This is a genomic window from Streptomyces sp. NPDC088554 (assembly GCF_044752945.1).
Taxonomy (GTDB): domain Bacteria; phylum Actinomycetota; class Actinomycetes; order Streptomycetales; family Streptomycetaceae; genus Streptomyces.
On sequence record NZ_JBIVMF010000001.1, the window covers coordinates 362,187 to 388,104 of the forward strand.

Here is a 25,918-nt window from a genome sequence, read left to right on the forward strand (position 1 = left end):
GCAGGTGAGCCTTCGATATCACGGCGTACGGGCGATCAGATACCGGAAGACGTTCTCCATCCAGACCGTGCCGTCCCGCCGCAGATGGGGATGGAGAGCCTCGCCGATCTCCTTCTCCACCAGCCGCCGGTCCGTCGACCCGATCGCCCCGTCGAACACCCCGGTCGACAGCAGCCCCCGGACGGCGCTCTCCTGGTCCGCGTACCCGAACGGGCAGGCGACCCGCCCCGAGCCGTCCGGCTTCAGCCCGGCCCGCGCCGCGACGTCCTCCAGGTCGTCCCGGTGCGCCGGCCGCCAGCCGCCCTTGCGGAGCCGGTCGGTCAGCCGTACGGCGACGCGCAGCACCGCGTCCGTGGCGCAGCGCTCCGGCGGGCCCCAGCCGGCCAGCACCACCGGGGTGCCACGCTTCGCCGGCGGCAGGGCCGTCCTGAGCGCGGACCCCAGCCCCCGCGCGTCCCCCGTCGGGGAGCCGATCGGCTGGAAGGCGGTGATCAGGTCGTACGGCGGCCGGCCCGGCTCCGGGGCGGTCCCGGCGACCAGGTCCACCGGCGGCAGGGTGGCCGAAGGGGCGGGTGGGTTCCCCTCCGGGAGCAGCCGCTCGCGGGCCAGCGCGAGCCGTTCCCGGTCGGAGTCGACGCCGGTCACCCGGGCGCCCCGGGAGGCCGCGAGCAGCAGGGCGAGCCCCGAGCCGCAGCCGAGGCCGAGCACCCGGGTCCCGGTGCGGACCTCCAGGCGTTCGTACACCGCTTCGTAGAGCGGCACCAGCATCCGTTCCTGGATCTCGGCCCAGTCCCGGGCGCGCGCCCGGGCGTCCGGGACGGCCACCGGAGCCGGTGCGCCTGGTGTGCCCGGTGGGTGCTGATGGTGCTGGACGAGCGTACGTGTCATGGATAGCGCCCCAATCCGCCGAGAGGTCGGCAGTGCCCTGATGGACAGCCCCCCGTGTACGTGCGCGTCCGCATCCCCCGTATGCCAGGGAACTCCCCATCCGTGCCCGCGTCCAGTGGATGTCGCGTCGCAGCGGGCGTACCAGGGGAGCGCTCCGGGAGTGCGCCCCGCGCGTATGGCTGGTTCTCTCTCCGTCTGCGCCTTCTGACGGCGCCGGGGGACGATGTCTTCCGCGGAAGTACGGCGCTCCCGGCCGGGGACCGGTGCGCGGGAGGGCGGAGATTAGGCCAAATGGGGAAGGATCGCGGGCCGGGGGCCGGTCGTGAAGGGGTGATCCGATGCCGGAGGGAGGTGCTCCGCCCGGTACTGTGGCCCGCGCCCCCGACGATGGCGGCGCGGGCCTCCGTGTCGCCGAGGCGCCGACGGGGTTCGGGTGGGAAACGGTAGGCGTAGATCCTCTACGCGCCGATGCGTACACGGCGCTACGTACCACCTTGAGGCGAGCTGTGAGGCTTCTCCGCAGATCGACGCACCCGCCCTCGTCGGGACGCATCAATGCCAACTGACGGGTACGTGCAAATTATTTGGGATGCCCCGTAATGGAACCCGGGAGCGCTCCGGCTCGTTATACACGACGTGAGCACGACACCACCTGTTCTCGCCGCAGAGCTGGCACAGGCGTGGGCCGATATTCAGCGGTCCCACCCCGAGCTGCCCGACCTTGCCGCGCCAGAGTCCCTGATCGGAGAGTCGTCGTCCGCCTGCGGCGCCGAACTCTCCTTCGAACGACTGCTTCACGAAGCGGTCCACGGCATCGCCGCGGCCAGAGGTGTCCGGGACACCTCGCGCGCGGGCCGCTACCACAACCGCAGATTCCTGGCCATCGCCGAGGAGATGGGTCTCGACCACCCCGACGAGCCGCATCCCAGCAGCGGCTTCTCCCTGGTCGTGCTCAGCCCCGAGGCGAAGCGCCGCTACCGTCCCACCATCGAGCGGCTCCAGCGCGCCCTCAGGGCGCACACGGTCGCCACCGCCGCCGACACCAAGCGCAGCTTCCGCGGGCCCGCCGCCCGGCACGGCTCCTCCGGGGGCGGCGTCCGGGTCAAAGCGGTCTGCGACTGCGGGCGGAACGTCCGGGTCGTCCCGTCGGTCCTCGCCCAGGCGCCGATCGTCTGCGGCGGCTGCGGCAAGCCCTTCCGCATCCCGGAAACGGTGGCCGCCGCCGGCTGACGTCCTGGTACGGCCACGGCCATTCGCCGCCGCCCCTCGGCCGGGTCGGGCCCCGGCGCGGGGGTGTGGCAGAATGGTCAGCTGTACTCGACAGTCGCATAGGACCCCTCTCTCCTCCGGCTGACGCGTCCATCGGGCGGATCGGGTACCGCAACCCCACGCGGCATCCCGGTGTGCCCAACCACGTCAAGACCAGGAGACACCACTCCAGTGGCAGTCAAGATCAAGCTGAAGCGTCTGGGCAAGATCCGTTCGCCTCACTACCGCATCATCGTCGCCGACTCCCGTACCCGCCGCGACGGCCGGGCCATCGAGGAGATCGGTCTGTACCACCCGGTGCAGAACCCCTCGCGTATCGAGGTCGACTCGGACCGCGCGCGTTACTGGCTGTCCGTCGGCGCCCAGCCGACCGAGCCGGTTCTCGCGATCCTCAAGCTCACCGGTGACTGGCAGGCCCACAAGGGCCTCCCGGCCCCCGCGCCGCTGCTCCAGCCGGAGCCGAAGGCCGACAAGCGGGCGCTCTTCGAGGCGCTCACGAAGGACGGCGGCGACGAGCCCAAGGGTGAGGCCATCACCCCGAAGGCGAAGAAGGCCGACAAGAAGGCGGACGAGGCCGAGGCCGCGCCCGCCGAGTCGACCGAGGCCTGAGCATGCTCGAGGAGGCTCTTGAGCACCTCGTGAAAGGCATCGTCGACAACCCGGACGAAGTGCAGGTCGCCTCGCGCAACCTGCGCCGTGGCCGTGTGCTGGAGGTCAGGGTCCACCCCGACGACCTCGGCAAGGTGATCGGCCGTAACGGCCGCACCGCACGTGCTCTGCGGACTGTCGTGGGCGCCATCGGCGGCCGTGGCATCCGCGTCGACCTCGTCGACGTGGACCAGGTCCGCTGACACAGCTGAACACCGGCACGGGCCGGGGAGGGCGAACGCGTCCTTCCCCGGCCCGTGCCGTTTTCGGTGGCGACCGCGGGTGTCCAGCAGTGACCGCAATCATCAATCGAGGACCACGACGGTGAGCGACCGCCCCCGCGCCAGTGGACGGCGGTCCGGCCGCGAAGAGGTGTCTAGTGCAGTTGGTAGTGGCGCGGATCGGCCGCGCTCATGGCATCAAGGGTGAGGTCACCGTCGAGGTGCGCACGGACGAGCCCGAACTGCGGCTCGGCCCCGGCGCCGTACTCGCCACGGAACCGGCCTCGGCCGGACCGCTGACGATCGAGACGGGCCGGGTGCACAGCGGCAGACTGCTGCTGCGCTTCGAGGGCGTACGCGACCGTACGGGCGCCGAGGCCCTGCGCAATATCCTCCTGATCGCCGAGATCGACCCGGAGGAGCTGCCCGAGGACCCGGAGGAGTACTACGACCATCAGCTGATGGACCTGGATGTCGTCCTGGCCGACGGTACGGAGATCGGGCGGATCACCGAGATCACCCATCTGCCCTCGCAGGACCTGTTCATCGTGGAGCGGCCGGACGGCAGCGAGGTGATGATCCCGTTCGTCGAGGAGATCGTCACCGAGATCGACCTGGAGGAGCAGAGGGCCGTCATCGACCCGCCGCCGGGGCTGATCGACGACGACGCGGTGATCGCCTCCGCCCGTGAGGCCGGCGTCGCGGACGCCGACGACGAGGCCGCCGAGGGCGACGACAAGGGCGACGACCGGTGAGGCTCGATGTCGTCACGATCTTCCCGGAGTATCTGGACCCCCTGAACGTCTCGCTCGTCGGCAAGGCCCGTACGAGCGGCCGGCTCGATGTCCACGTACACGATCTGCGGCGGTGGACGTACGACCGGCACAACACGGTCGACGACACCCCGTACGGCGGCGGTCCCGGCATGGTCATGAAGACCGAGCCGTGGGGCGAGGCGCTGGACGACGCGCTGGCGGGCGGGTACGAGGCGGGCGCGGGCGGTCCGGTCCTCGTCGTGCCCACGCCCAGCGGCCGTCCCTTCACCCAGGAACTCGCCGTCGAGCTGTCCGAACGGTCCTGGCTGCTCTTCGCGCCCGCCCGCTACGAGGGCATCGACCGCCGGGTCATCGACGAGTACGCGACCCGGATCCCGGTCGTCGAGGTGTCCATCGGCGACTATGTGCTCGCCGGCGGCGAGGCGGCCGTACTGGTGATCACCGAGGCCGTGGCACGGCTGCTGCCCGGTGTGCTCGGCAACGCGGAGTCGCACCGGGACGACTCCTTCGCCCCCGGCGCGATGGCCGACCTGCTGGAGGGGCCCGTCTACACCAAGCCGCCCGAGTGGCGCGGGCGCGGGATTCCGGAGGTGCTGCTCAGCGGGCACCACGGGAAGATCGCGCGGTGGCGGCGTGACGAGGCGTTCCGCCGTACGGCACTCAACCGGCCCGACCTGATCGAGCGCTGCGACCCCGCGGCCTTCGACAAGAAGGACCGCGAGACGCTCTCGATCATGGGCTGGTCCCCGGAGCCCGGTGGCCGATTTTGGCGCAGGCCGCAGACCGTGGAAGAATAGGCCGCTGCCGTACGTCCGGCGCGCGCCCCTGCCACAGGGGGACCGACGCCGCCCGACGCGAACGGCCATCCGAATCCAGATTATCGATCATCCGTTGATGACCTGTGGCATCAACGAGGAAGCAGACCATCATGGCCAACCTGCTCGACGTCCTCGACGCCTCGTCGCTCCGCACCGACCTGCCCGCGTTCCGCCCGGGTGACACGGTCAACGTGCACGTGCGCGTCATCGAGGGCAACCGCTCGCGTATCCAGCAGTTCAAGGGCGTTGTCATCCGCCGTCAGGGTTCGGGCGTCAGCGAGACCTTCACGGTCCGCAAGGTCTCCTTCTCCGTCGGCGTGGAGCGCACCTTCCCGGTCCACAGCCCGATCTTCGAGAAGATCGAGCTCGTGAGCCGCGGTGACGTCCGTCGCGCCAAGCTGTACTACCTCCGTGAGCTGCGCGGCAAGGCCGCGAAGATCAAGGAGAAGCGCGACAGGTAGAACCTGCCGCCGACTGGGTCCTGGCCTTACTCACACCGGGCTGACAGGGCTGCCGGATAAGATCTGGCCCCGATGGACACCGAAGCACCTCCCACGGAGCGCGACCGCTCTTCCGAAGCCCCCACCGGGCCGGAAGAGCCGTCGCGCTCCGCGCGTTTTCCACGGACCGCCGTGGACCGGGCCGCGGGGTGGACCGCCGCTCTCAGCTGGCGACGTACAGGACTGCTGAGTGTTGCCTGTGCCGTTTTCGTACTCCTCTTCAGCACCTTCGTACTGCAGCCCTTCCTGATTCCGAGCCGCTCCATGGAGCCCACGCTCCAGGTCGGGGACCGGGTGCTCGTCAACAAGTTGGCGTACCGTTTCGGTACTGAGCCGGAGCGCGGTGATGTGGTGGTGTTCGACGGGACCGGTTCCTTTGTCCAGGAGCCGCGGGAGGAGAACCCCATCACCGGGGTACTGCACGGGGCCGCCGCTGCCCTGGGCCTCGCCGAGCCCGCCGGGACCGACTTCGTCAAGCGTGTGATCGGTGTCGGCGGTGATCGTGTGGTCTGCTGCGACAAGAGGGGCAGGGTCGAAGTGAACGGCCGGGCGGTTGACGAGAGATATCTGTACTTCGGGGACGCGCCCTCCAGCGTCCCCTTCGACATCGTCGTACCCGACGGAACGCTGTGGGTCATGGGCGACCACCGCAGCGACTCACGCGACTCCAGGGACCATCTCGGGGAGCCGGGCGGTGGCATGGTGCCCGTCGACAAGGTGATCGGACGGGCGGACTGGGTCGGCTGGCCGCTGGGCCGGCGGGCCACGCTGGGGCAGACGGACGTCTTCGGGGACGTGCCGGGTCCTGGCGGTGCCCATGGGTAAGCGCGGACGTACGGCTGCCCACGGGTCCGACACGCGGCTGCCCACCGGCAGCAGACCCACCACCGGGCGGGCGCTGCCGGGGCGTGCGGAGCGGCGCAAGCTCGCGCGCCGGGTCAAGACGCGCCGCCAGCGGAACGCGATGAAGGAAATCCCGATCCTCATCACCGTGGCGCTGTTCATCGCGATCGTCCTCAAGACTTTTCTCGTCCAGGCGTTCGTGATCCCGTCCGGGTCGATGGAACAGACGATCAGGATCAGCGACCGGGTCCTGGTGGACAAGCTGACCCCGTGGTTCGGCTCCAAGCCGCAGCGTGGGGACGTCGTCGTCTTCAAGGATCCCGGCGGCTGGCTCGGTGCGGACGAACTGCCGAAGGACGACTCGCCCGCGATCATCAAACTGGCCAAGACGGGGCTGACGTTCATCGGACTGCTGCCCTCCGCCGATGAACAGGACTTGATCAAGCGGGTCGTCGCCGTCGGCGGGGACACCGTCAAATGCTGCGATCAGAGTGGCAAGGTCACGGTCAACGGAATGCCGCTCACCGAGCCGTATCTGAATCCCGGGAACGCGCCGTCCACCATCCCCTTCGATGTGACGGTTCCGGCCGGGCGTATTTTCGTCATGGGAGATCATCGCTCCAATTCGGCGGACTCCCGTTTCCACCTCGCGGAGGACGGCGGTACGGTCTCCGAGGACAAGGTGGTCGGGCGCGCCGTGGTCATCGCGTGGCCGCTCAGCCACTGGAGCGAGCTGGAACGGCGTGAGACCTATGTCTCCGTACCCGACGCCCCCGTGGCGCCTGCCGCGCCGACGACGGTCCAAGGTATGTCGAATAGTGTGTCCCCGCGTGATCCCAACGGATTGATGCGGCTCCCGACCCCTGCGGAACTCCCGCTCGTTATGGGAGTGGTGGGCCTGTCCCGTTTCCGGGGCAGGCGAACTCACGGAGTATTCGCACGGAATAAGGAGTGGATGTGGGGGATGTGGCGGTCGGCGCACGATCCGGACACAACGATCCCGAGGAGGGACGCGAGCAGCTCGCCGGGGCGCCCGAAGCCGTGACGGACGAGGCGGCGCGGTCCGATGGCGGGGACGCGCGATCCGGCGATGGCAACGGCGGGACCGAGGACGGCGGTGGAGCCTCGGTGGCGCGGAAGCCCCGTTCCTTCTGGAAGGAACTGCCTCTCCTGATCGGGATCGCGCTTATTCTCGCGCTTCTGATCAAGACCTTCCTGGTACAGGCTTTCTCCATCCCCTCGGACTCGATGCAGGACACCCTGCAACGGGGCGACCGGGTGCTGGTGGACAAACTGACGCCCTGGTTCGGCTCCGAGCCCGAGCGCGGCGAGGTCGTGGTCTTCCACGACCCGGACAACTGGCTGGGGGACACCCCGGCCGCGGAGCCGAACGCGGTGCAGACGTTCCTGAGCTGGATCGGTCTGATGCCCTCCTCGGAGGAGAAGGACCTGATCAAGCGGGTCATCGCGATCGGCGGTGACACGGTCGAATGCAAAAAGGGTGGAAAGGTTCGGGTCAACGGTCACGCGTTGAACGAGACCAACTACATCTACCCGGGCAACACCCCCTGTGACGACGAGCCGTTCGGGCCGGTCAAGGTGCCCAAGGGCAGCATCTGGGTGATGGGCGACCACCGGCAGAACTCGCTGGACTCGCGCTACCACCAGGAGCTGCCGGGCCACGGGACCGTTCCCAACAGCGAGGTCGTCGGCCGCGCGTTCGTCGTCGCCTGGCCGGTGAACCGCTGGTCGATGCTTCCGGTGCCCGACACCTTCGACCAGTCGGGGCTGAAGGCCGCGGCCTCGGTCGGTACGGCGGCGGCCCCCGGGGTGCTCGGTCTCGCGGGAGCTGTTCCGCTCGTGCTGTGGCGCAGAAGGAGGCTGACCCGCGGGCGTACCGACGGGTAGGGTGCCGTCCCGGACTGTCTGTCTCCGAGAATCACTCTCCGCGCCGCGGAGTGATCGTTCTCCGGAACGGGGGGAAGTGCTGGGATGAGCGCGACAAGACGTACGAACGACGGCCACGGCCGCGTCGGCAGAGTGCTGTCGGGGCTGGCCGTGGCCGTCGGCTGTGTGCTGTTCCTCGGCGGATTCGCCTGGGGCGCGGTGGAGTACCGGCCGTACAGCGTGCCGACCGACTCGATGGACCCGACCGTGAAGGCGGGCGACCGGGTGCTGGCGCAGCGGATATCCGGTGACGAGGTGCGGCGCGGGGACGTGGTGGTCTTCACCGACGCGCAGTGGGGCGACATGCCGATGGTGAAGCGGGTGGTCGGCATCGGCGGCGACAAGATCGTCTGCTGTGACGCGGACGGCAGGCTCACCGTCAACGGCAAGCCGATCGAGGAACCGTACGTACGCGGAATGGTCGGCGGGCGTGCGTCCACGACCGACTTCGACGCCACGGTCCCCGCCGGGCAGCTGTTCCTGCTCGGCGACGAGCGCAGTGGGTCGCTGGACTCCCGGGTCCATCTGGAGGACCCGGGGCAGGGCTCGGTGCCGCGCTCGGCGGTCGACGCGCGGGTTGACGCGGTGGCCTGGCCGTGGGGCGGGCTGATCGGCCGGCCGGCCGCTTTCGCGGCGCTGCCGGGCGGGGTGTCCGGGCCCGGGCCTGTGGAGCTGATCGTCGCGGCGGTGCTGGCCGGGATGGTGCTGATCTTCGGCGGGGCGGCGTACGGACCGGTCGCGGGGTGGGTGTCCCGGTCCCGCTCTGTGTCTCGTGGGGCCGGTGGGGCGGTCGCGGATGCCGGGCACTGAACGGCCGCGCCGGGTGGCGCGGGTGGTGCTGCTCGACCCCGACGACCGGATCCTGCTGCTGCACGGCCATGAGCCCGACGATCCGGCCGACACCTGGTGGTTCACCCCGGGCGGCGGGCTGGAGGGCGACGAGACCCGGGCGGAGGCCGCCCTGCGTGAACTGGCGGAGGAGACGGGGATCACACAGGTGGAGCTGGGGCCCGTGCTGTGGCTCAGGACCTGCTCCTTCCCGTTCGACGGACGCCGCTGGGAGCAGGACGAGTGGTACTTCCTGGCACGTACGGCACAGACCGGTACCTCGCCCGCCGGGCTGACCGAGCTGGAGCTGCGGAGCGTCGCGGGGATGAGGTGGTGGACCTCCGCCGAACTGTCGGCGGCGCGTGAGACGGTGTATCCGACCAGGCTGGCAGAGCTGCTGCGTACGCTGCTCGACGAGGGCCCTCCGGGTGCGCCGGTGGTCCTCGCCCCCGAACACGTCTAGGGGTGCGGGGCCGGAGCACAATGGGGGGACGTATGGAAGGGGAGCATGCAATGAGCGCCGAGGACCTCGAAAAGTACGAGACCGAGATGGAGCTGAAGCTCTACCGGGAGTACCGCGATGTCGTCGGTCTGTTCAAATACGTGATCGAGACCGAGCGTCGCTTCTATCTCACCAATGACTACGAGATGCAGGTGCACTCGGTGCAGGGTGAGGTCTTCTTCGAGGTCACGATGGCGGACGCCTGGGTCTGGGACATGTACAGACCGGCCAGGTTCGTCAAGCAGGTGCGGGTGCTCACGTTCAAGGACGTGAATATCGAGGAGCTGAACAAGAGCGACCTCGAAATGCCCGGGAGCTGAGGCAGGGGAGGGGCTTCCCGGGGCCGGGGGAGGGGCTTCCCCGGGGTTGTCCGGCGTTCCCGCCTTCCTGCGCCCAGCGCACCCTTTACCCGCCTTCTTGCTCCATCGGGTGACGGAGTTATCCACAATCGGTGAGCTGTCCACCAAGATCCACTCGTTTCGGGAAACCGGGTCAGAGTCGGTGCCGGAGGTGGTGCCGATATGAACGCTACGGGGGCACTCGGGCGGTACGGCGAGGATCTGGCGGCGCGACGGCTGGTCGCGGCGGGGATGACGGTACTGGCGCGCAACTGGCGGTGCGGCAGGACGGGTGAGATCGACATCGTGGCCAGGGACGGCGGGGCCCGGGGCGAGGAGGTCCTGGTTGTCTGCGAGGTGAAGACCCGCAGGGCCGGGCCGTTCGAACATCCGATGGCGGCGGTCACGCCGGAGAAGGCCGACCGGCTCAGACGGCTCGCGGCCTGCTGGCTGGACCGGTGCGGCGGCCCGCCGCCCGGCGGGGTGCGGATCGATCTGATCGGGGTGGTGCTGCCCAGACGCGGCGCCCCCGTGGTCGAGCACGCGCGGGGGGTGGCCTGATGGGGTTCGCGCGTGCGTGCTCGGTGGCGCTGGTGGGCGTCGAGGGCGTAGTGGTCGAGGTCCAGGCGGACCTGGAGCCCGGAGTGGCCGCCTTCACCCTGGTCGGACTGCCCGACAAGAGCCTGGTCGAGAGCCGTGACCGGGTCAGGGCGGCGGTGGTCAACTCCGGTGGAGAGTGGCCGCAGAAGAAACTCACGGTGGGGCTGAGCCCCGCCTCCGTGCCCAAGAGCGGCAGCGGCTTCGATCTCGCCGTCGCCGCGGCGGTGCTCGGGGCGGCCGAACGCCTCGACCCGGAGGCCATCGCCGATCTGGTGCTGATCGGCGAACTGGGGCTCGACGGGCGGGTCAGGCCGGTGCGCGGGGTGCTGCCCGCCGTGCTCGCGGCGGCCGAGGCGGGATACCGGCAGGTCGTCGTCCCCGAACAGACCGTGGGAGAGGCGTCCCTGGTGCCCGGGGTATCGGTCCTCGGGGTACGGAGCCTGCGGCAGCTGATCGCCGTACTGACCGGTGAACCGGTCCCCGACGAGCCGAGGGAGCCAGAACAGGGCCGTCCGGACTCGATCCTGGCGGGCCTGCTGGTGCCCGGCACGGGGATCGGCACCGGACTGGCCATGGGCGGCGGGCACCGGCCGGACCTGGCGGACGTGGCGGGCCAGCGGGCCGCCCGTACGGCGCTGGAGGTGGCGGCGGCGGGCGGACACCATCTGCTGCTCCAGGGCCCGCCGGGTGCGGGCAAGACCATGCTGGCCGAGCGGCTGCCCGCGGTCCTGCCGCCCCTGACCGAACAGGAATCCCTGGAGGTCACCGCCGTGCACTCGGTGGCCGGGATGCTGCCGCCCGGGGAATCGCTCGTCCGGACGCCGCCCTACTGCGCACCGCACCACTCGGCGACCATGCAGTCACTGGTAGGCGGCGGGAACGGGCTGCCGAGACCCGGGGCGGTGTCCCTGGCGCACCGGGGCGTGCTCTTTCTCGACGAGGCCCCGGAATTCTCCGGCCGGGCGCTGGACGCCCTGCGGCAGCCGCTGGAGTCGGGCCAGGTCGTGGTGGCCCGCAGCGCCGGAGTGGTGCGGCTGCCCGCGCGCTTTCTGATGATCCTCGCGGCCAACCCCTGCCCCTGTGGGCGGCACACGCTGTACGGCGCGGGATGCGAATGTCCGCCCTCGGCGATCCGGCGGTATCAGGCGCGGTTGTCCGGGCCGCTCCTCGACCGGGTCGATCTGCGGGTCGATGTCCAGCCCGTCAACCGGGTGGATCTGCTGGGACAGGGCGCCCGGGGCGAGCCGACGGCCGTGGTCGCCGCCCGGGTGCGGGAGGCCAGAGCCCGGTCGGCGGCCCGGTTGGAGGGCACCCCCTGGACGGTGAACAGCGAGGTCCCGGGCCATGAGCTGCGCACCCGCTGGCCGCTTGCCCCGGGGGCGCTCGCCGTGGCCGAACACGATCTGGAGCGCGGGCTGCTGACCGCGCGGGGGCTGGACCGGGTGCTGCGGGTGGCCTGGACGGTCGCGGATCTCGCCGGACGCGACCGGCCGGGGGAGCGCGATGTGGCGCTGGCGCTGGAGCTGCGTACCGGCATCGTCCGGGGCGCGGCGGCCGCCGGAGCGGTGTCATGACGCCCGTGGTGCCGGGGGAGCGGCTCGCGCGGGCCGCGCTCACCCGGGTGTTCGAGCCGGGGGACGCGCTCGCCGGGGGGTGGCTGCGGCGGTTCGGCGCCGTGGGGCTGCTGGAACTGCTCGTCTCGCCGGACGGCGGCCGGGAGAGGCTCACCGGGATCGCGGAGCGACGGCTCGGCGGCTACCGGACCAAGGCCGCGGCGGCCGTCCCCGAGCGCGATCTGTCGGCCGTCACCGCGCTCGGCGGCCGGTTCGTCTGCCCCGGTGACCCGGAGTGGCCCAGCCAGCTCGACGACCTCGGGGAGACCCGACCCATCGGGCTCTGGGTGCGTGGCGGGGCCGACCTGAGGATCTGGTCGCTGCGCTCCGTCGCCGTCGTCGGGGCCAGGGCGTGTACTCCGTATGGGGCACATATGGCGGCGGCCCTGGGCTCCGGTCTGGCCGAGCGCGGCTGGGTCGTGACCTCCGGGGCGGCCTTCGGGGTCGACGGCGCCGCCCACCGTGGGGCGCTCGCGGCGGGCGGGGCCACGGTGGCGGTCCTGGCCTGCGGTGTCGACCGGGCCTACCCGCCCGGCCACGCCGAGCTGATCGGGCGTATCGCGGAACAGGGGCTGGTCATCGGCGAACTACCGCCGGGAGACCACCCCACCCGCAGCAGATTCGTCCTCCGCAACCGGGTGATCGCCGCCCTCACCAGGGGAACCGTCGTGGTGGAGGCCGAATACCGCAGCGGATCCCTGGTCACGGCGCGCTCCGCCCAGCGGCTCGGACGGTTCACGATGGGCGTGCCGGGGCCGGCCACCAGTGGGCTCTCCGCCGGGGTGCACGAACTGCTGCGCGGCGAAGGAGTGCTGGTCACGGATGCCGCCGAAGTCGCCGAGCTGGTGGGCGACATCGGTGAGCTGGCGCCGCGGCGCCAGGGTCCCGTACTCCCCAGGGACCTGCTCGATCCCGTCAGCACACGGGTCCTGGAGGCGCTGCCGGCCAAGGGGGACGCCGATGGGCGGACGATCGCGGGGGCGGCCGGTACGACCGTGGACGAGGCGCTCGGCAAGCTCTACGAACTCCACTCGTTGGGGTTCGTCGAACGGCGCGGCGACGGCTGGCGGTTGACTTTCCGGCCGACACCGTCCGCCGCCACGCGGCGAGGCGGTACTTGACCTGGAGCATTCGGGTGAAAAGGTGAGAACGATGATCCTTGGTCCACCGGGGCGGACTCCGCCGTCCGGTCCTCGCGCAGCGCGACTCCCCAGTCACGCTACGCTCACCTGGATTCCGGCCCGGACGGATGCCCGGACCGAGGTCCGGACAGCTGTCCACCCCTCGGATGTCCCCCCGCACTTCACGGCAGAACGGCTCAAGGCGACGCATGCCCCAGCACACCTCCGGGTCTGACCGCGCGGCAGCACCTCCGGCTGCCCGGAGCGGTGTGCGGCCCGCCGCGCCCTCGTCGCTCGACGAGTTGTGGCGTTCGTACAAGACCACGGGCGACGGGCGGCTGCGCGAGCAACTGATCCTGCACTACTCGCCACTGGTGAAATATGTCGCGGGCCGGGTCAGTGTGGGGCTGCCGTCCAATGTGGAGCAGGCGGACTTCGTCTCCTCCGGGGTGTTCGGACTGATCGACGCGATCGAGAAGTTCGACATCGAGCGCTCGATCAAGTTCGAGACATACGCGATCACCCGGATCCGCGGGGCCATGATCGACGAGCTCAGGGCCCTGGACTGGATCCCCCGTTCCGTACGGCAGAAGGCGAGAGCGGTCGAGCGTGCCTACGCCACGCTGGAGGCACAGCTGCGGCGTACCCCCAGCGAGGCCGAGGTGGCGGCCGAGATGGGGATCGCGCTGGAGGAACTGCACGCGGTTTTCAGCCAGTTGTCCCTGGCGAACGTGGTGGCGCTGGAGGAGTTGCTGCATGTCGGAGGGGAGGGCGGCAATCGGCTCAGCCTGATGGACACCCTGGAGGACACCGCCGCCGACAACCCGGTGGAGGTCGCCGAGGACCGGGAGCTGAGACGGTTGCTGGCGCGCGCGATCAATACCCTGCCGCACCGGGAGAAGACCGTGGTCACGCTCTACTACTACGAGGGGCTCACCCTCGCCGAGATCGGCAATGTCCTCGGGGTGACCGAGAGCAGGGTCAGCCAGATCCACACGAAGTCCGTGCTGCAACTGCGGGCCAAGCTGGCCGACGTCGGACGTTGACGCTGTGGTGCGGCCGCCCCATCCGTAGAGTGGGTGCGTGCCCAGGATTCGAGCGGCCTCCGTGGCCGAGCACCGGACCATGCAACGCGGCGCCCTGCTGGACGCCGCGCGCTCCCTCCTGTCCGAAGGCGGTACGGAGGCGCTGACCTTCCCCGCCCTCGCCGAGCGCACCGGCCTCGCCAGGTCCTCGGTCTACGAGTACTTCCGCTCGCGCGCCGCCGTCGTCGAAGAGCTGTGCGCTGTCGACTTCCCGGTCTGGGCGGCCGAGGTCGAGGCCGCCATGGCCGGGGTGGACGGCCCCGAGGCCAAGGTCGAGGCGTATGTGCGCCGACAGCTGGCCCTGGTCGGCGACCGCAGGCACCGCGCCGTCGTCGCCATCTCGGCGAGCGAGCTGGACGCCGGCGCCCGGGAGAAGATCCGCGCCGCGCACGGCGGCCTGATCGCCATGATCGTGGAGGCCCTCGGAGAGCTGGGCCACGAGCAGCCCCGTCTCGCCGCGATGCTGCTCCAGGGCGTCGTGGACGCGGCGGTCCGGCGGATCGAGCTGGGGGTGGCCGAGACGCCGCACGAGATCGTGGAGGCGACCGTCTCCATGGCGCTGAGGGGCGTGGGAGGCCGGGGCGGTCTCTGAGCCCCGAGGCGGGCAGTCCGAGCCCTGAGGCAGTCCGAGCCCCGGGTTGTCTCGGGCCCCGAGGACGCGTAAGGCTCCGGGATCACCGGCCCGTGGTCCTGGACGGTGGCTCCGGGACGCCGAAGACGGGCAGCAGCCGCGACGGGCCCCCGTGGAGCAGCTCCGGGGGCAGCAGGGACAGCGGATCCAGATAGGCCGTGCCCCGCAGCAAACCCCAGTGGAGACAGCCCGTCGCGCAGTGGGAGGGGCCGGCCGCCAGGGTGGCCACCGGCCGGCCCGCGACCACCTCGTCGCCCTTCGCGACCAGCGGCTCCACCGGTTCGTAGGTGATACGCAGCGGCGGGTCGCCCGTGCCGGGGAGCGTGATCGACAGCACGCCCCGGCCCGCCACCCGGCCCACGAAGGAGACCCGGCCGCCGGCGGCGGCCCGTACCGGTGAGCCAGGCACGGCCGCGAGGTCCACTCCGCGGTGGCCGCGTCCGTACCCCGAGGCGGGTGGCTCCCAGCCGCGCCGGACCGCCGGGCGCGAGCCCACCGGCCAGAACCGGCGGCCGTCGTCGGCGCGGCCCGGGGCGGAGACGGGGGCGACGGCGGGCGCCGTCCCCGGCAGCGGCACCAGCGGCGTGGACAGGATGAGCGCGAAGGCCGCGAGGGCGGCGAGGACGACAGGTGTACGCAGGGTGATCATGGCCAGTAGTGTCGAGGGAAACGGCACAACCGCGCTGATCATGAACCGGATCTGTGGAGTACCGACCGGTTGTGGACAGCGCCGTCACCCGGGGGTGCGAAGGTCCCGTACACTTCTCGTGGCGATCCGGGTCACCGGATCGACTTCGCACGCCCCGCCATCGGCCCTTTCGAGCCGGTGCCAGCGCTACTCGGTCCTCCGTGGCACGCGCGATCGGGGCGTCAGGCGCGACCGTCGTCCGGCGGACGCGACAACCGAGTACCTCAAGGAGTACGGCCATGGCCGTCGTCACGATGCGGGAGCTGCTGGAAAGCGGCGTCCACTTCGGTCACCAGACCCGTCGCTGGAACCCGAAGATGAAGCGTTTCATCTTCACCGAGCGCAACGGCATCTACATCATCGACCTGCTCCAGTCGCTGTCGTACATCGACCGCGCCTACGAGTTCGTCAAGGAGACCGTTGCCCACGGCGGCTCCATCATGTTCGTCGGTACGAAGAAGCAGGCCCAGGAAGCCATCGCCGAGCAGGCGACGCGCGTGGGCATGCCCTACGTCAACCAGCGCTGGCTGGGCGGCATGCTGACCAACTTCTCCACCGTCTACAAGCGCCTCCAGCGCCTCAAGGAGCTCGAGCTCATCGACTTCGAGGATGTGGCCGCCTCCGGCCTCACCAAGAAGGAGCTCCTGGTCCTCTCGCGCGAGAAGGCCAAGCTGGAGAAGACCCTCGGTGGTATCCGCGAAATGCAGAAGGTGCCCAGCGCCGTCTGGATCGTCGACACCAAGAAGGAGCACATCGCCGTCGGTGAGGCGCGCAAGCTCCACATCCCGGTCGTCGCGATCCTCGACACCAACTGCGACCCCGACGAGGTCGACTACAAGATCCCGGGCAACGACGACGCGATCCGCTCCGTCACCCTGCTCACCCGCGTGATCGCCGACGCCGTCGCCGAGGGCCTCATCGCCCGTTCCGGCGTGGCCACCGGTGACTCGAAGCCGGGCGAGAAGGCCGCCGGCGAGCCCCTCGCCGAGTGGGAGCGCGACCTGCTCGAGGGCGACAAGAAGGACGACGCCGAGAAGCCCGCCGAGGCTGCTCCGGTCGCCGAGGCCGCTCCGGCCGACGCCGTTGTCGCCGAGGCCCCGGCCGAGGCTGCCCCGGCCGCGGACGCCGAGCAGGCCTGACCTTCACCGGTTCGGTAGTTGACGGCGGGGGCCCACCGGTCCCCGCCGTTCACCCGTAGATCTTTCAGACCTTCGAGAGAGAATTACAGATCATGGCGAACTTCACCGCCGCAGACGTCAAGAAGCTCCGTGAGCTCACCGGCGTCGGCATGATGGACTGCAAGAAGGCGCTGGACGAGGCCGACGGCAACGTCGACAAGGCCGTCGAGCTTCTCCGTGTCAAGGGCCAGAAGGGCGTCGCCAAGCGCGAGGGCCGTTCGGCCGAGAACGGCGCCGTCGTCTCCCTCATCGCCGACGACCACACCTCCGGTGTGCTGGTCGAGCTGAAGTGCGAGACGGACTTCGTCGCCAAGGGCGAGAAGTTCCAGAGCGTCGCCAACGCGATCGCCGCGCATGTCGCCGCGACCTCCCCGGCCGACCTCGCCGCGCTGCTCGCCTCCGAGATCGAGTCCGGCAAGACCGTGCAGGCGTACGTCGACGAGGCGAACGCCAACCTCGGCGAGAAGATCGTCCTGGACCGCTTCGCGCAGTTCACCGGCGGTTACGTGGCCGCGTACATGCACCGCACCATGCCCGACCTCCCGCCGCAGGTCGGCGTCCTTGTCCAGCTGGACAAGGAAGACGCCGTGGTGGCCAAGGACGTCGCGCAGCACATCACCGCCTTCGCCCCGAAGTACCTCAACCGCGACGAGGTCCCGGCCGAGACGGTCGAGAACGAGCGCCGCGTCGCCGAGGCGACCTCCCGCGAGGAGGGCAAGCCCGAGGCCGCGCTCCCGAAGATCGTCGAGGGCCGCGTCAACGGTTTCTTCAAGGACGTCGTCGTTCTGGAGCAGCCGTTCGCCAAGGACAACAAGAAGTCCGTCCAGAAGGTTCTGGACGAGGCCGGTGTCACCCTGGAGCGCTTCACGCGCATCAAGGTCGGCGTCTGAGTCCGTACGCGATCAATCAAAGACCCCGATAGGGTCTGAGGCAGTCGCCCGCGTGTGCCTGACGGCATTGCTTCGCAGACGCGACCGGGCGGCCGCAGATCTGACGAGGAGGCCATTGCCGCACAGGGAACCCGTAGAGGACTTCCCCGGCAATGGCCTTCTTCGTATGTGCACGAGGAGATCTCCATGAATCAGGCCGACAACAGCGACGACGGCAAGAAGCACGGTACGAAGCACGGGCGCTTCATGCTGAAGTTGTCCGGTGAGGCGTTCGCCGGCCGGGGCGCGCTCGGCGTCGACCCGGACGTCGTACACGCCGTGGCCCGCGAGATCGCCGCCGTTGTCCGGGACGGCGCTCAGATCGCGGTCGTCATCGGCGGCGGCAACTTCTTCCGCGGCGCCGAACTCCAGCAGCGCGGCATGGACCGGGCGCGCTCCGACTACATGGGCATGCTCGGTACGGTCATGAACTGCCTGGCCCTCCAGGACTTCCTGGAGAAGGAAGGCATCGACTCCCGCGTCCAGACCGCCATCACGATGGGCCAGGTCGCGGAGCCGTACATTCCGCTGCGTGCCGTACGCCATCTGGAGAAGGGGCGCGTCGTGATCTTCGGCGCGGGCATGGGCATGCCGTACTTCTCCACCGACACCACCGCCGCCCAGCGCGCCCTGGAGATCGACGCCGAGGCGCTGCTGATGGGGAAGAACGGGGTGGACGGGGTGTACGACTCCGACCCCAAGACCAACCCCGACGCGGTCAAGTTCGACGCGCTGGAGTACAGCGAGGTGATCGCGGGTGATCTGCGCGTCGCCGACATGACCGCGATCACACTGTGCCAGGACAACAAATTGCCGATCCTCGTCTTCGAATTGCTGACCGAGGGCAATATCGCGCGCGCGGTCAAGGGTGAGAAGATCGGCACGCTCGTGAGCGATCAGGGCACCCGGGACTGATCCGGGGCGTCCCGTACGGGATGGACAAAGGCCTGCCGGTCGGACACCGTGCAGGAGAAGACGCGACGCAGGTTCCGCCGGCCGCTTGGCGTGCCGGGCCCACTCAAGACACGCAGGAGCAAGTGGTGATCGAAGAGACCCTCCTCGAGGCCGAGGAGAAGATGGAGAAGGCCGTCCTGGTCGCCAAAGACGACTTCGCCGCGATCCGCACAGGGCGGGCGCACCCGGCGATGTTCAACAAGATCGTGGCGGACTACTACGGTGCCCTGACCCCGATCAATCAGCTGGCCTCGTTCGCCGTGCCCGAAGCGCGGATGGCCGTGGTGACCCCGTTCGACAAGAGCGCGCTGCGCAACATCGAGCAGGCGATCCGCGACTCCGACCTCGGTGTGAACCCGAGCAACGACGGCAACATCATCCGGGTGGTGTTCCCGGAGCTGACCCAGGACCGCCGCAAGGAGTTCATCAAGGTCGCCAAGAACAAGGCCGAGGACTCGAAGATCTCGATCCGCGCCGTCCGCCGCAAGGCCAAGGAGACCATCGACAAGTTGGTCAAGGACGGCGAGGTGGGCGAGGACGAGGGCCGCCGCGGCGAGAAGGAGCTGGACGACACCACCGCGAAGTATGTCGCGCAGGTGGACGAGCTGCTCAAGCACAAGGAATCCGAGCTGCTCGAGGTCTGATGAACGACTCTTCCCGGGGGGCCCCGCCGGTAGCCGGTTACTGGGGACCGACCGACCAGGGGGCCGCCCCGGCGGGTCCCGCCTGCGATGGGCAGGGCGCACCGCAGACTCGGCCCATGCCCATCGTGCCCGACGGACCCGCGAACGGCGGGGATCACTTTGACGACCGGGGGGCCGCTCGGCCGGGCGGCCCCCCTTTCCGTGGCGAATTCGGCGCTTCCCGCGAAGAATTCCATGACGAGACTCCGCAGGAGCCCATGGCCGTCTCTCCCTCGCCCCCGCCGAAGAAGCGGGCCGGCCGTGATCTGCGCGCGGCCATAGGGGTCGGTGTGGGGCTCGGCGCGGTGGTCGCGGCGTCGCTCTTCATCGTCAAGGCCGTGTTCGTCGGTGTCGTGGCGGTCGCCGTGGTCATCGGGCTGTGGGAGCTGACCTCACGGCTGAACGAGAAGAAGGGCATCAAGGCCCCGCTCGTACCGCTGGCGGTCGGCGGCGGTGCGATGGTCGTCGCCGGATACGCGCGCGGCTCCGAGGGCGCCTGGGTCGCGATGGCCCTGACCGCGCTCGCGGTGCTGGTCTGGCGGATGACGGAACCGCCGGAGGGGTACCTCAGGGATGTGACCGCGGGGGTCTTCGCCGCGTTCTACGTACCGTTCCTGGCCACCTTCGTCGCGATGATGCTCACGGCGGATGACGGCCCCCGGCGCGTACTGGTGTTCCTGCTGCTGACGGTCGTCAGCGACACGGGCGCGTACGCGGTGGGCTGGCGCTTCGGTACGCACAAGCTCGCCCCGCGCATCAGCCCCGGCAAGACCAGGGAGGGGCTGGCCGGAGCGGTCGTCTTCGCCATGGTGGCGGGCGCGCTCTGCATGGAGTTCCTGATCGACGGTGGCCGCTGGTGGCAGGGGCTGCTGCTGGGCCTCGCGGTCGCGGCCAGCGCCACGCTCGGGGACCTCGGCGAGTCGATGATCAAGCGGGACCTCGGGATCAAGGACATGGGCACCCTGCTGCCGGGCCATGGCGGCATCATGGACCGGCTCGACTCCCTGCTGCCGACGGCGCCGGTGGTCTGGCTGCTGCTGGTGCTGTTCGTCGGTTCCTGACCGGACGGTGTACGCGAGAGGGGGCCGCTGTCGGAAGGGCGGCGGCCCCCTCTCGCGTGTGTGGTGTCAGCACTGCCCCGGGCGGGCGTAGAGCGATACGCGGGCGCCCTGCGGACGCAGCGTGCGGCACTCCTCGAACGACCGGGACAGTACGTTCTGCTTCACCTGCTCCTCCGCGGTGTCGTCCAGGGGCTGGCCCTCCGGATCGCGCAGGACGATGATCCGCCGCTCCTGGAGCATGCGGGCGCGGAGGGTGGCGGCGGACACCTCGGTGCCGTACAGCCATCCCGACCGGGCCGGGGCCTTGTCGAGCGCGATGTCGCGGAGGCCCGCGAAGGTCCCGGGGCTGGTCAGCGACCATACGCGGCGGCGGGACGGCGTGTAGAGCACGCTGTCTCCCGGCGCCTCCAGCCGCTGGACGGCGTGGGCGATGGCGGTGGCGTCGTCGCGGCGGCTGTCGGGTGCGCGCAGCTCCCACGAGTACGTCGGGATCATGAGGATCGCGAGGGCGGCGGCGAGGAGCGCCGGGCCGCGCAGCGGTCGGCCGCGCAGCCCCCGGTCGAGGGCGGCACCGGCCAGCAGGGCCTGTCCGGCGATGCTGTAGAGGACGTAGCGGTCCACGAACAGGGGATGGAGGATCGAGGCCAGCAGAAGGATCAGGCTGGGCAGCACGGCCAGCGGCAGCGCGGTCCGGACGAGGAGCCTGACCCCGTCGTGGTCGAGGCCGGGGCCGAAGCGCGAGCCGGGGCCGGGGCCGAAGACCGAAGCGGAGCCGGAGTCCGCGGCGGTCTCCCGGGCGGCCTCGGTCTCCGGTTCCGCGGTATGGCGCAGCAGCCAGCGGGCGCACAGGACGGAGACCGTGCCCGCGCTCACGAACCAGGCCAGCCCGCCGACGTCCACGCCGATCCAGGACACCTGCGCCGACTGGCCCATGCTCAGCAGCGTCAGCGGCGCGACCCCGGCGCAGGCGGTGAGCACGGCGACGGCCCAGCGCCGCCGAGCCTCCCGCGGCACCACCCACGCGTGCGCGACGACAGCGAGGACCGCGAACTCGTGCAGCAGCGCCGCCGCCAGCGTCAAGGCCGCGTACCCGGCCCAGGTCCACGCGGACCGGCTGCGGACCGCGTGGATCAGGAGATACGTCGCCCACACGACGCACGCCGTGACCAGGGCGTACGAGCGGCCCTCCTGCGCGAAGCGCTGCACCTGCGGCACCAGCGCGAACAGGACGCCCGTCAGCAGGCCCGTACGGAGCCCGCCGAGCCGCCGGCCGAGAAGGGTGGCGCCCGCCGTGGCGGCGACCGTGGCGGCGACCGAGGGCAACCGCATCACCAGCAGCGGGTCCACCTGGTCGAAGACGCGGAACAGGCCGTGCAACAGCAGGTAGTAGACCGCGTGGACGAGGTCCACGTTCGCGACCGTGTCCCGCAGCTCCCCGAGGCTGCGGTGGGCCATGTCGTACGTCACGACCTCGTCGCGCCAGATGCTTCCCTCCCGCCGGATCCCCCACAGGCCGAGCGCGAGGGAGAGCAGGGCGGGCAGGACGGTGAGACCGACCCGGCGGTGGCGCCGGTGCCACGGGGCGGCCCCCTGTGGCGGAGGTCCCGCGAGCCGGGTACGGGAAAGAGAGGGCGCGATGGCGATGGGAAGCTCCGAAAGGCGGGTGGCCGACAAGGCCCGGGGGGTGGTCGGGCCTTGTCGGTCACGGCTTTCGCCGGTCCTGTCGGCAGGGCGGCAGGGCCGGCGGGTAGGGGGCCGGCGGGATCCTGGCCGGATGAGGGCGGCCGGTGCCATCACCCACGGTGGCGGAGCGGGAGTTGATGCTCACCCCCCTTCCACCAGGGAAATCAATGTCCGGGAGACGTCTGCCGGGGTAAACGCGTGTACCTGGCCCCTGGTTGTCGTCAAGGCCACATCTGAGCGGAAACAGATGACGTCCGATCGGTGGAGAACGTATGGTGATCGCCGGTGAATATCGGTTTATCCGCTGTGTGGATTTTGTGTGGAATGCGTAAAGAGGTGGGTGAGCTGTGGGGCGTCCGGAGAGACCGGTGGATCCGACGGCCGGGCCGACGCAGCGGTTCGCGCACGAGCTGCGGGAGCTGCGCCGGGCCGCCGGGGGCCCCTCGTACCGGACGATGGCGGAGGGCGCGGGCTTCACCGCGGCAACGTTGTCGAAGGCGGCGTCCGGTGAACGGCTGCCGTCGCTCGCCGTGCTCCGCGCGTACGTGGAGTCATGCGGCGGCGATCCGGCGGAGTGGGAGCGCCGGTGGCGGGAGACGGACGACCAGGTCGCGGAGGAGCCCCGGGAGGAAGAGAGCGCGTCGCCGCAGCCGTACCGGGGGCTGGCGCGGTTCGAGCCAGGCGACCGGGGGCTGTTCTTCGGCCGGGACCGGCTGGTGGAGGAGTTGCGGGCGCTGGTCTGCGGGCACCGGTTCGCGGTGGTGTTCGGCGCCTCGGGCAGCGGGAAGTCGTCGCTGCTGCGGGCCGGACTGCTGCCCCGGCTGCGGGAGGAGATCGCGGGCCGGGGACGCCCGGCGGTGCTGCGCGTGTTCACGCCGGGGGCGCGGCCGGTGGAGACGTACGAGCGGCTGCTCACCCCCGGGGAGAGCGAGCCGGAGAGCTGGGTGGTGGTCGACCAGTTCGAGGAGATCTTCACCCTGTGCCGGGACAAGGAGGAGCGGGACCGCTTCATCGATCTGCTCCTCGCCGCCCGCGAGCCGGAGAGCCGGCTGAAGGTGATCATCGCCGTACGCGCCGACTTCTACGCGCGCTGTGCCGAGCACCGGGAGCTGGCGCAGGCGCTGCACGGCGCCGGGCTGCTGGTCGGGCCGATGAGCGCGGGCGAGCTGCGCGACGTGGTGATCAAACCCGCGCAGGCGGCCGGACTCATCGTGGAACGGGAGCTGACCACGCGGATCGTCGAAGAGGTGCTGGACGAGCCCGGCGGTCTGCCGATGCTGTCGCACGCCCTGCTGGAGACCTGGCGGCGGCGGCGCGGCCGCATACTGACCCTCGCCGCGTACGAGTCGGCGGGCGGGGTACGCGGAGCCATCGCGGCGACCGCGGAGAAGGCGTACGGACAGCTGTCCAAGGCGCAGGCGCACACCGCCCGACAGCTGTTGCTGCGGATGGTCGAACCGGGCCAGGGCGCCCCCGACACCCGGCGCCCGTTGACCCGGGCCGAGCTGGACGAGTGGCGGGACCCCTCGGTCCCGGTGGTGGTGGAGGGGCTGGCCCGGGTCCGGCTGCTGACCGTCGACGAGGACGGCCTGCACCTCGCCCACGAGGCGCTGATCACCTGCTGGCCGAGGCTGCGCGACTGGATAGAGGAGGGCCGCGAACGGCTCCGCTACCACCGGAGCCTGACCGAGGCGGCCCGGGTCTGGCTGGAGCACGACCGCGACCCCGGCGCCCTATACCGGGGCGCCCGGCTGGCCCGCGCCGGGGAACTGTTCCCCGACCACACCGGCGATCCCGCGCTGACCGTGACCGAGCGGGCCTTCCTGGCCGCCGCGTACGAGGCCAGGGACGAGGACTGCCGGGCCGCCACCCACGCCAGGCGCCGGGGCCTGACCCTGATGGCCTCGCTCTCGGCGGTCCTGGTGGTGGCGCTGGTCGCCGGGCTGATCGCCTGGCAGCAGCACCGCGACAACCAGCGCCGCAGCACGGACGACACGGCCCGCCAGGCCGCCGAGGTCGCCGACGCCCTGCGCACCACCGACCCGCGCACCGCCCAGCTGCTCGGCGTCGCCGCCTGGCGCGTCGCCCAGCTGCCCGAGACCCGGCGGGCGCTGCTCGGAGCCCTTTCCCAGTCCGAGACGGACGCGTTCACCGACCCCGCGCCCGGGAACAGCCCTACCCGTTTTCTCTCCGCCTCGGGCCGCACCCTGCTCAGCGTCGACGGCCGCACCTGGCGGATCTGGGATGTGGCCGCGCACCGCCGTATCGCCTCCGGCCGACTGCCGACCGGACAGGTCGCCTCGGCCGATCCGGACAGCGGGATAGTCGCTCTGTACGAGGACGACGGCCGGAGCACCGGGGACGCGGGCCGCGTCAGGCTGTGGAACACGACCACCGGCCGGTGGACCGGCGCGCCCGCGGCCATGGTGGACAGCGTGGACTTCGGCGCCGACCGGCGCAGCTATCTGGAGAGCGGTCCGAACGGCGACGACCGGGTACGGCTGCGCTCGGTCACGGACGGCCGTCCGCTGTTCGAGACCGAGGCGCCCAGCCCGGCGGATGTGGCCCAGAGCGCGGACGGCCGGCTGGTGGCCGTCTGCTTCTCCGACCGTGCCCCGCAGGTCTGGGACATCGCGCGCCACCGCGCCCTGTCCGGTGACTGGGGGAAGGCCGACGTGCGCTGTCACGACGACGACCGCTCGGCGCCGGTGTTCGACGGTGACGGCGGCCGGTTCGCCGCCGTCACCGACAGCGGGGTCCAGGTCTGGGACATCAGGTCGGGACGGCGGATCGCCGCTCTCGACGTCCCTGGTGTGGTGTCCGCCGTCTTCAGCAAGGACGGTGCCTTCCTGGCGACCGCCGACGGCGACGAGATCAAGGTGTGGCGGCTGTCGGCCCCCGACGCGCCGGTCTTCCGCCAGGATCTGAACAATCAGCACCTGTATCGCGGCCTTGCCTGGGACCCCGACCGCCCCCTGCTCCGCTACCTCGAAGCAGGCACCGTCCACACCCTGGACATCGGGGCGGCCGTCACCTCCGCCTGGACCGACCACCCGCTGGACGCGGTCCTGCTCAGCCCGGACGGCCGGACCCTCGCCACCGCGGAACGCACCGGCGATACGTACCGCGTCCAGCTCCGCGACACCGGCGACGGGAAGGTCGTACGGACGCTTCCGGCCCCCGCCCTGCCCGGCTCCCGCGATCCCGCCGCGCCGGTCGATCCCTCCGGCACGCTGGCCCTGCTGGCGTTCAGTCCGGACAGCTCCACCCTCGGCTACGGCGTCGCCGCCCCCGGCCGGGACACCGTCCACCAGCGCGTCAGGTTCTGGGACCTGGCCCGGAACCGTGAGCGGACCACACTGGACCTGTCGACGCCCGCGTCCCCCGGGACCGTGATCACTCTGGCCCTCGGCCCCAAGGGCCGTAGCCTGTACGCCGTCCGCGCACCGGTCCTCGGCAGCCTGAGCAACGAGGCGTGGGACGTCGTGGGCCACCGCAGGACCGGGGTGTTCCCGGGGACGGACGGCAACCATCTGGCGGTCCGCCCGGACGGGCGGGTGCTCGTCGCGGACAACCGCACCATCCGGCTGCCCTCCGGCACGGCCAGTACGCCCGACCTTGTCCAGGGCGACGGGATAGGAGCCCTCGCCTTCGCCCCCGACGGCTCCCGGCTGGCGGCGGGCGACCAGACCGGGCGGGTCACGCTGTGGGACGCGGCCGTTCGGCGGCGGGCCGGTGTCCTGCGCAACGTCTTCCCCGCCCCGCTCGGCGACTACCCCGAAGAGGTCGGCGCCCTCGCGCTCAGCCCGGACGGCCGCACCCTCGCCGTCGGCGGTGACTTCGGCACCCTCCAGCTCTGGGACACCGCGACCCGGCAGCCTCTCGGCGGCCGGCTGGCCACCTCCGGCGACGAGATCGACTCGCTCGCCTTCAGCGCCGACAGCACCACCCTGTACGCGGCCGGTGCCCACGACCCGTTGCAGCGCTACAGCATCGACCCCGCCCGCGCCGTTCCCCGGATCTGCGCCCGGACCGGCGGCGCCGACCTGACCAGGGCCCAGTGGCACACGTACCTGCCGGACACGCCCTACCGCAGGGTGTGCGGCGGCTGATC

General features: G+C 71.0%; 25 protein-coding genes and 1 pseudogene. 23 read left to right on the plus strand and 3 right to left on the minus strand.

The genetic code is table 11. The features are described 5' to 3' along the window. Positions 1 to 18 precede the first annotated feature (18 nt). Positions 19 to 888 (minus strand): class I SAM-dependent methyltransferase, encoded by an 870-nt coding sequence (locus tag ACIP8W_RS01470; RefSeq protein WP_401953760.1) that lies wholly within the window; start codon positions 886 to 888, stop codon positions 19 to 21. 636 nt (positions 889 to 1,524) lie between these two features. Here ACIP8W_RS01470 and ACIP8W_RS01475 point away from each other — a divergent pair. From ACIP8W_RS01475 to ACIP8W_RS01555, 17 genes and pseudogenes are all read left to right on the plus strand, one after another. Beyond that, on the plus strand, positions 1,525 to 2,118 hold the full coding sequence (locus ACIP8W_RS01475) for a hypothetical protein (RefSeq protein ID WP_402149807.1): 594 nt from the start codon (positions 1,525 to 1,527) through the stop codon (positions 2,116 to 2,118). A gap of 210 nt (positions 2,119 to 2,328) precedes the next feature. Continuing rightward, positions 2,329 to 2,766 carry a 30S ribosomal protein S16 gene (rpsP, locus tag ACIP8W_RS01480; protein WP_401953754.1) on the plus strand — a complete coding sequence of 146 codons (438 nt, stop codon included), beginning with the start codon at positions 2,329 to 2,331 and terminating at the stop codon, positions 2,764 to 2,766. Between the two features lie 2 nt (positions 2,767 to 2,768). Then, entirely contained in the window at positions 2,769 to 3,008 is a 240-nt protein-coding gene (locus tag ACIP8W_RS01485; protein ID WP_020868149.1) for an RNA-binding protein, read from the plus strand. Positions 3,009 to 3,184: 176 nt separating this feature from the next. Then, positions 3,185 to 3,781 carry a ribosome maturation factor RimM gene (rimM, locus tag ACIP8W_RS01490; RefSeq protein WP_402201580.1) on the plus strand — a complete coding sequence of 199 codons (597 nt, stop codon included), beginning with the start codon at positions 3,185 to 3,187 and terminating at the stop codon, positions 3,779 to 3,781. Then, positions 3,778 to 4,599: a tRNA (guanosine(37)-N1)-methyltransferase TrmD gene (gene trmD, locus ACIP8W_RS01495; protein WP_402149804.1), complete on the plus strand. Its 822-nt coding sequence runs from the start codon at positions 3,778 to 3,780 to the stop codon at positions 4,597 to 4,599. Before rimM ends, trmD begins: the two co-directional genes overlap by 4 nt. 131 nt (positions 4,600 to 4,730) lie before the next feature. Beyond that, positions 4,731 to 5,081, plus strand: a complete 351-nt coding sequence (gene rplS / locus ACIP8W_RS01500; protein WP_401953745.1) for a 50S ribosomal protein L19 — start codon at positions 4,731 to 4,733, stop codon at positions 5,079 to 5,081. A gap of 72 nt (positions 5,082 to 5,153) precedes the next feature. Then, positions 5,154 to 5,945, plus strand: coding sequence for a signal peptidase I (gene lepB / locus ACIP8W_RS01505; protein WP_401953742.1), 792 nt, complete (start codon positions 5,154 to 5,156; stop codon positions 5,943 to 5,945). Then, positions 5,938 to 7,009 (plus strand): annotated as a pseudogene (gene lepB, locus ACIP8W_RS01510) (signal peptidase I); the annotation flags it as partial. The gene lepB (ACIP8W_RS01505) and the pseudogene lepB (ACIP8W_RS01510), both read left to right, overlap by 8 nt. After that, complete coding sequence (gene lepB, locus ACIP8W_RS01515) at positions 6,930 to 7,871, plus strand: signal peptidase I (protein ID WP_402201612.1); 942 nt, start codon at positions 6,930 to 6,932, stop codon at positions 7,869 to 7,871. The pseudogene lepB (ACIP8W_RS01510) and the gene lepB (ACIP8W_RS01515), both read left to right, overlap by 80 nt. Positions 7,872 to 7,955: 84 nt before the next feature. After that, complete coding sequence (gene lepB, locus ACIP8W_RS01520) at positions 7,956 to 8,720, plus strand: signal peptidase I (RefSeq protein ID WP_402201582.1); 765 nt, start codon at positions 7,956 to 7,958, stop codon at positions 8,718 to 8,720. After that, positions 8,707 to 9,201, plus strand: coding sequence for an NUDIX hydrolase (locus ACIP8W_RS01525; protein WP_401953733.1), 495 nt, complete (start codon positions 8,707 to 8,709; stop codon positions 9,199 to 9,201). Before lepB (ACIP8W_RS01520) ends, ACIP8W_RS01525 begins: the two co-directional genes overlap by 14 nt. Before the next feature lie 50 nt (positions 9,202 to 9,251). Then, complete coding sequence (locus ACIP8W_RS01530) at positions 9,252 to 9,560, plus strand: DUF2469 domain-containing protein (RefSeq protein WP_387215710.1); 309 nt, start codon at positions 9,252 to 9,254, stop codon at positions 9,558 to 9,560. A 201-nt stretch (positions 9,561 to 9,761) separates the two neighbouring features. Next, complete coding sequence (locus ACIP8W_RS01535; protein WP_401953729.1) at positions 9,762 to 10,139, plus strand: YraN family protein; 378 nt, start codon at positions 9,762 to 9,764, stop codon at positions 10,137 to 10,139. Next, positions 10,139 to 11,752, plus strand: a complete 1,614-nt coding sequence (locus ACIP8W_RS01540) for a YifB family Mg chelatase-like AAA ATPase (protein ID WP_402149803.1) — start codon at positions 10,139 to 10,141, stop codon at positions 11,750 to 11,752. Before ACIP8W_RS01535 ends, ACIP8W_RS01540 begins: the two co-directional genes overlap by 1 nt. Next, positions 11,749 to 12,912 (plus strand): DNA-processing protein DprA, encoded by a 1,164-nt coding sequence (gene dprA, locus ACIP8W_RS01545; protein WP_401953723.1) that lies wholly within the window; start codon positions 11,749 to 11,751, stop codon positions 12,910 to 12,912. Before ACIP8W_RS01540 ends, dprA begins: the two co-directional genes overlap by 4 nt. A 209-nt stretch (positions 12,913 to 13,121) precedes the next feature. After that, positions 13,122 to 13,958 (plus strand): RNA polymerase sigma factor WhiG, encoded by an 837-nt coding sequence (gene whiG / locus ACIP8W_RS01550; RefSeq protein ID WP_401953720.1) that lies wholly within the window; start codon positions 13,122 to 13,124, stop codon positions 13,956 to 13,958. 61 nt (positions 13,959 to 14,019) lie between these two features. Further along, positions 14,020 to 14,589, plus strand: coding sequence for a TetR/AcrR family transcriptional regulator (locus ACIP8W_RS01555; protein WP_402201613.1), 570 nt, complete (start codon positions 14,020 to 14,022; stop codon positions 14,587 to 14,589). Between the two features lie 82 nt (positions 14,590 to 14,671). Here the strand turns inward: ACIP8W_RS01555 and ACIP8W_RS01560 are convergent, their stop codons facing one another. After that, complete coding sequence (locus ACIP8W_RS01560; protein ID WP_402201583.1) at positions 14,672 to 15,319, minus strand: peptidoglycan DD-metalloendopeptidase family protein; 648 nt, start codon at positions 15,317 to 15,319, stop codon at positions 14,672 to 14,674. Positions 15,320 to 15,555: 236 nt separating this feature from the next. Between ACIP8W_RS01560 and rpsB the strand changes: the two genes are divergently transcribed. The 5 genes from rpsB (at position 15,556) to ACIP8W_RS01585 (ending at position 20,121) form a co-directional block, all read left to right on the plus strand. Beyond that, the gene (gene rpsB, locus ACIP8W_RS01565) at positions 15,556 to 16,455 is read left to right on the plus strand and encodes a 30S ribosomal protein S2 (protein ID WP_401953714.1); all 900 of its coding nucleotides are present in this window, start codon (positions 15,556 to 15,558) and stop codon (positions 16,453 to 16,455) included. A 92-nt stretch (positions 16,456 to 16,547) separates the two neighbouring features. After that, positions 16,548 to 17,384, plus strand: coding sequence for a translation elongation factor Ts (gene tsf / locus ACIP8W_RS01570; RefSeq protein ID WP_401953711.1), 837 nt, complete (start codon positions 16,548 to 16,550; stop codon positions 17,382 to 17,384). Positions 17,385 to 17,570: 186 nt separating this feature from the next. After that, the gene (gene pyrH / locus ACIP8W_RS01575; RefSeq protein WP_401953708.1) at positions 17,571 to 18,338 is read left to right on the plus strand and encodes a UMP kinase; all 768 of its coding nucleotides are present in this window, start codon (positions 17,571 to 17,573) and stop codon (positions 18,336 to 18,338) included. Positions 18,339 to 18,463: 125 nt separating this feature from the next. Beyond that, positions 18,464 to 19,021, plus strand: a complete 558-nt coding sequence (gene frr / locus ACIP8W_RS01580; protein WP_401953705.1) for a ribosome recycling factor — start codon at positions 18,464 to 18,466, stop codon at positions 19,019 to 19,021. Continuing rightward, entirely contained in the window at positions 19,021 to 20,121 is a 1,101-nt protein-coding gene (locus ACIP8W_RS01585; RefSeq protein ID WP_401953702.1) for a phosphatidate cytidylyltransferase, read from the plus strand. The genes frr and ACIP8W_RS01585 overlap by 1 nt, the downstream gene beginning before the upstream one ends. 66 nt (positions 20,122 to 20,187) lie before the next feature. Here the strand turns inward: ACIP8W_RS01585 and ACIP8W_RS01590 are convergent, their stop codons facing one another. Then, a complete protein-coding gene (locus tag ACIP8W_RS01590; RefSeq protein WP_402201584.1) occupies positions 20,188 to 21,795 on the minus strand; it encodes a glycosyltransferase family 39 protein in 1,608 nt (535 codons plus the stop codon). A gap of 356 nt (positions 21,796 to 22,151) precedes the next feature. Here ACIP8W_RS01590 and ACIP8W_RS01595 point away from each other — a divergent pair, with 356 nt between their 5' ends. Further along, positions 22,152 to 25,916 (plus strand): hypothetical protein, encoded by a 3,765-nt coding sequence (locus tag ACIP8W_RS01595; protein WP_401953696.1) that lies wholly within the window; start codon positions 22,152 to 22,154, stop codon positions 25,914 to 25,916. Positions 25,917 to 25,918 lie beyond the last annotated feature (2 nt).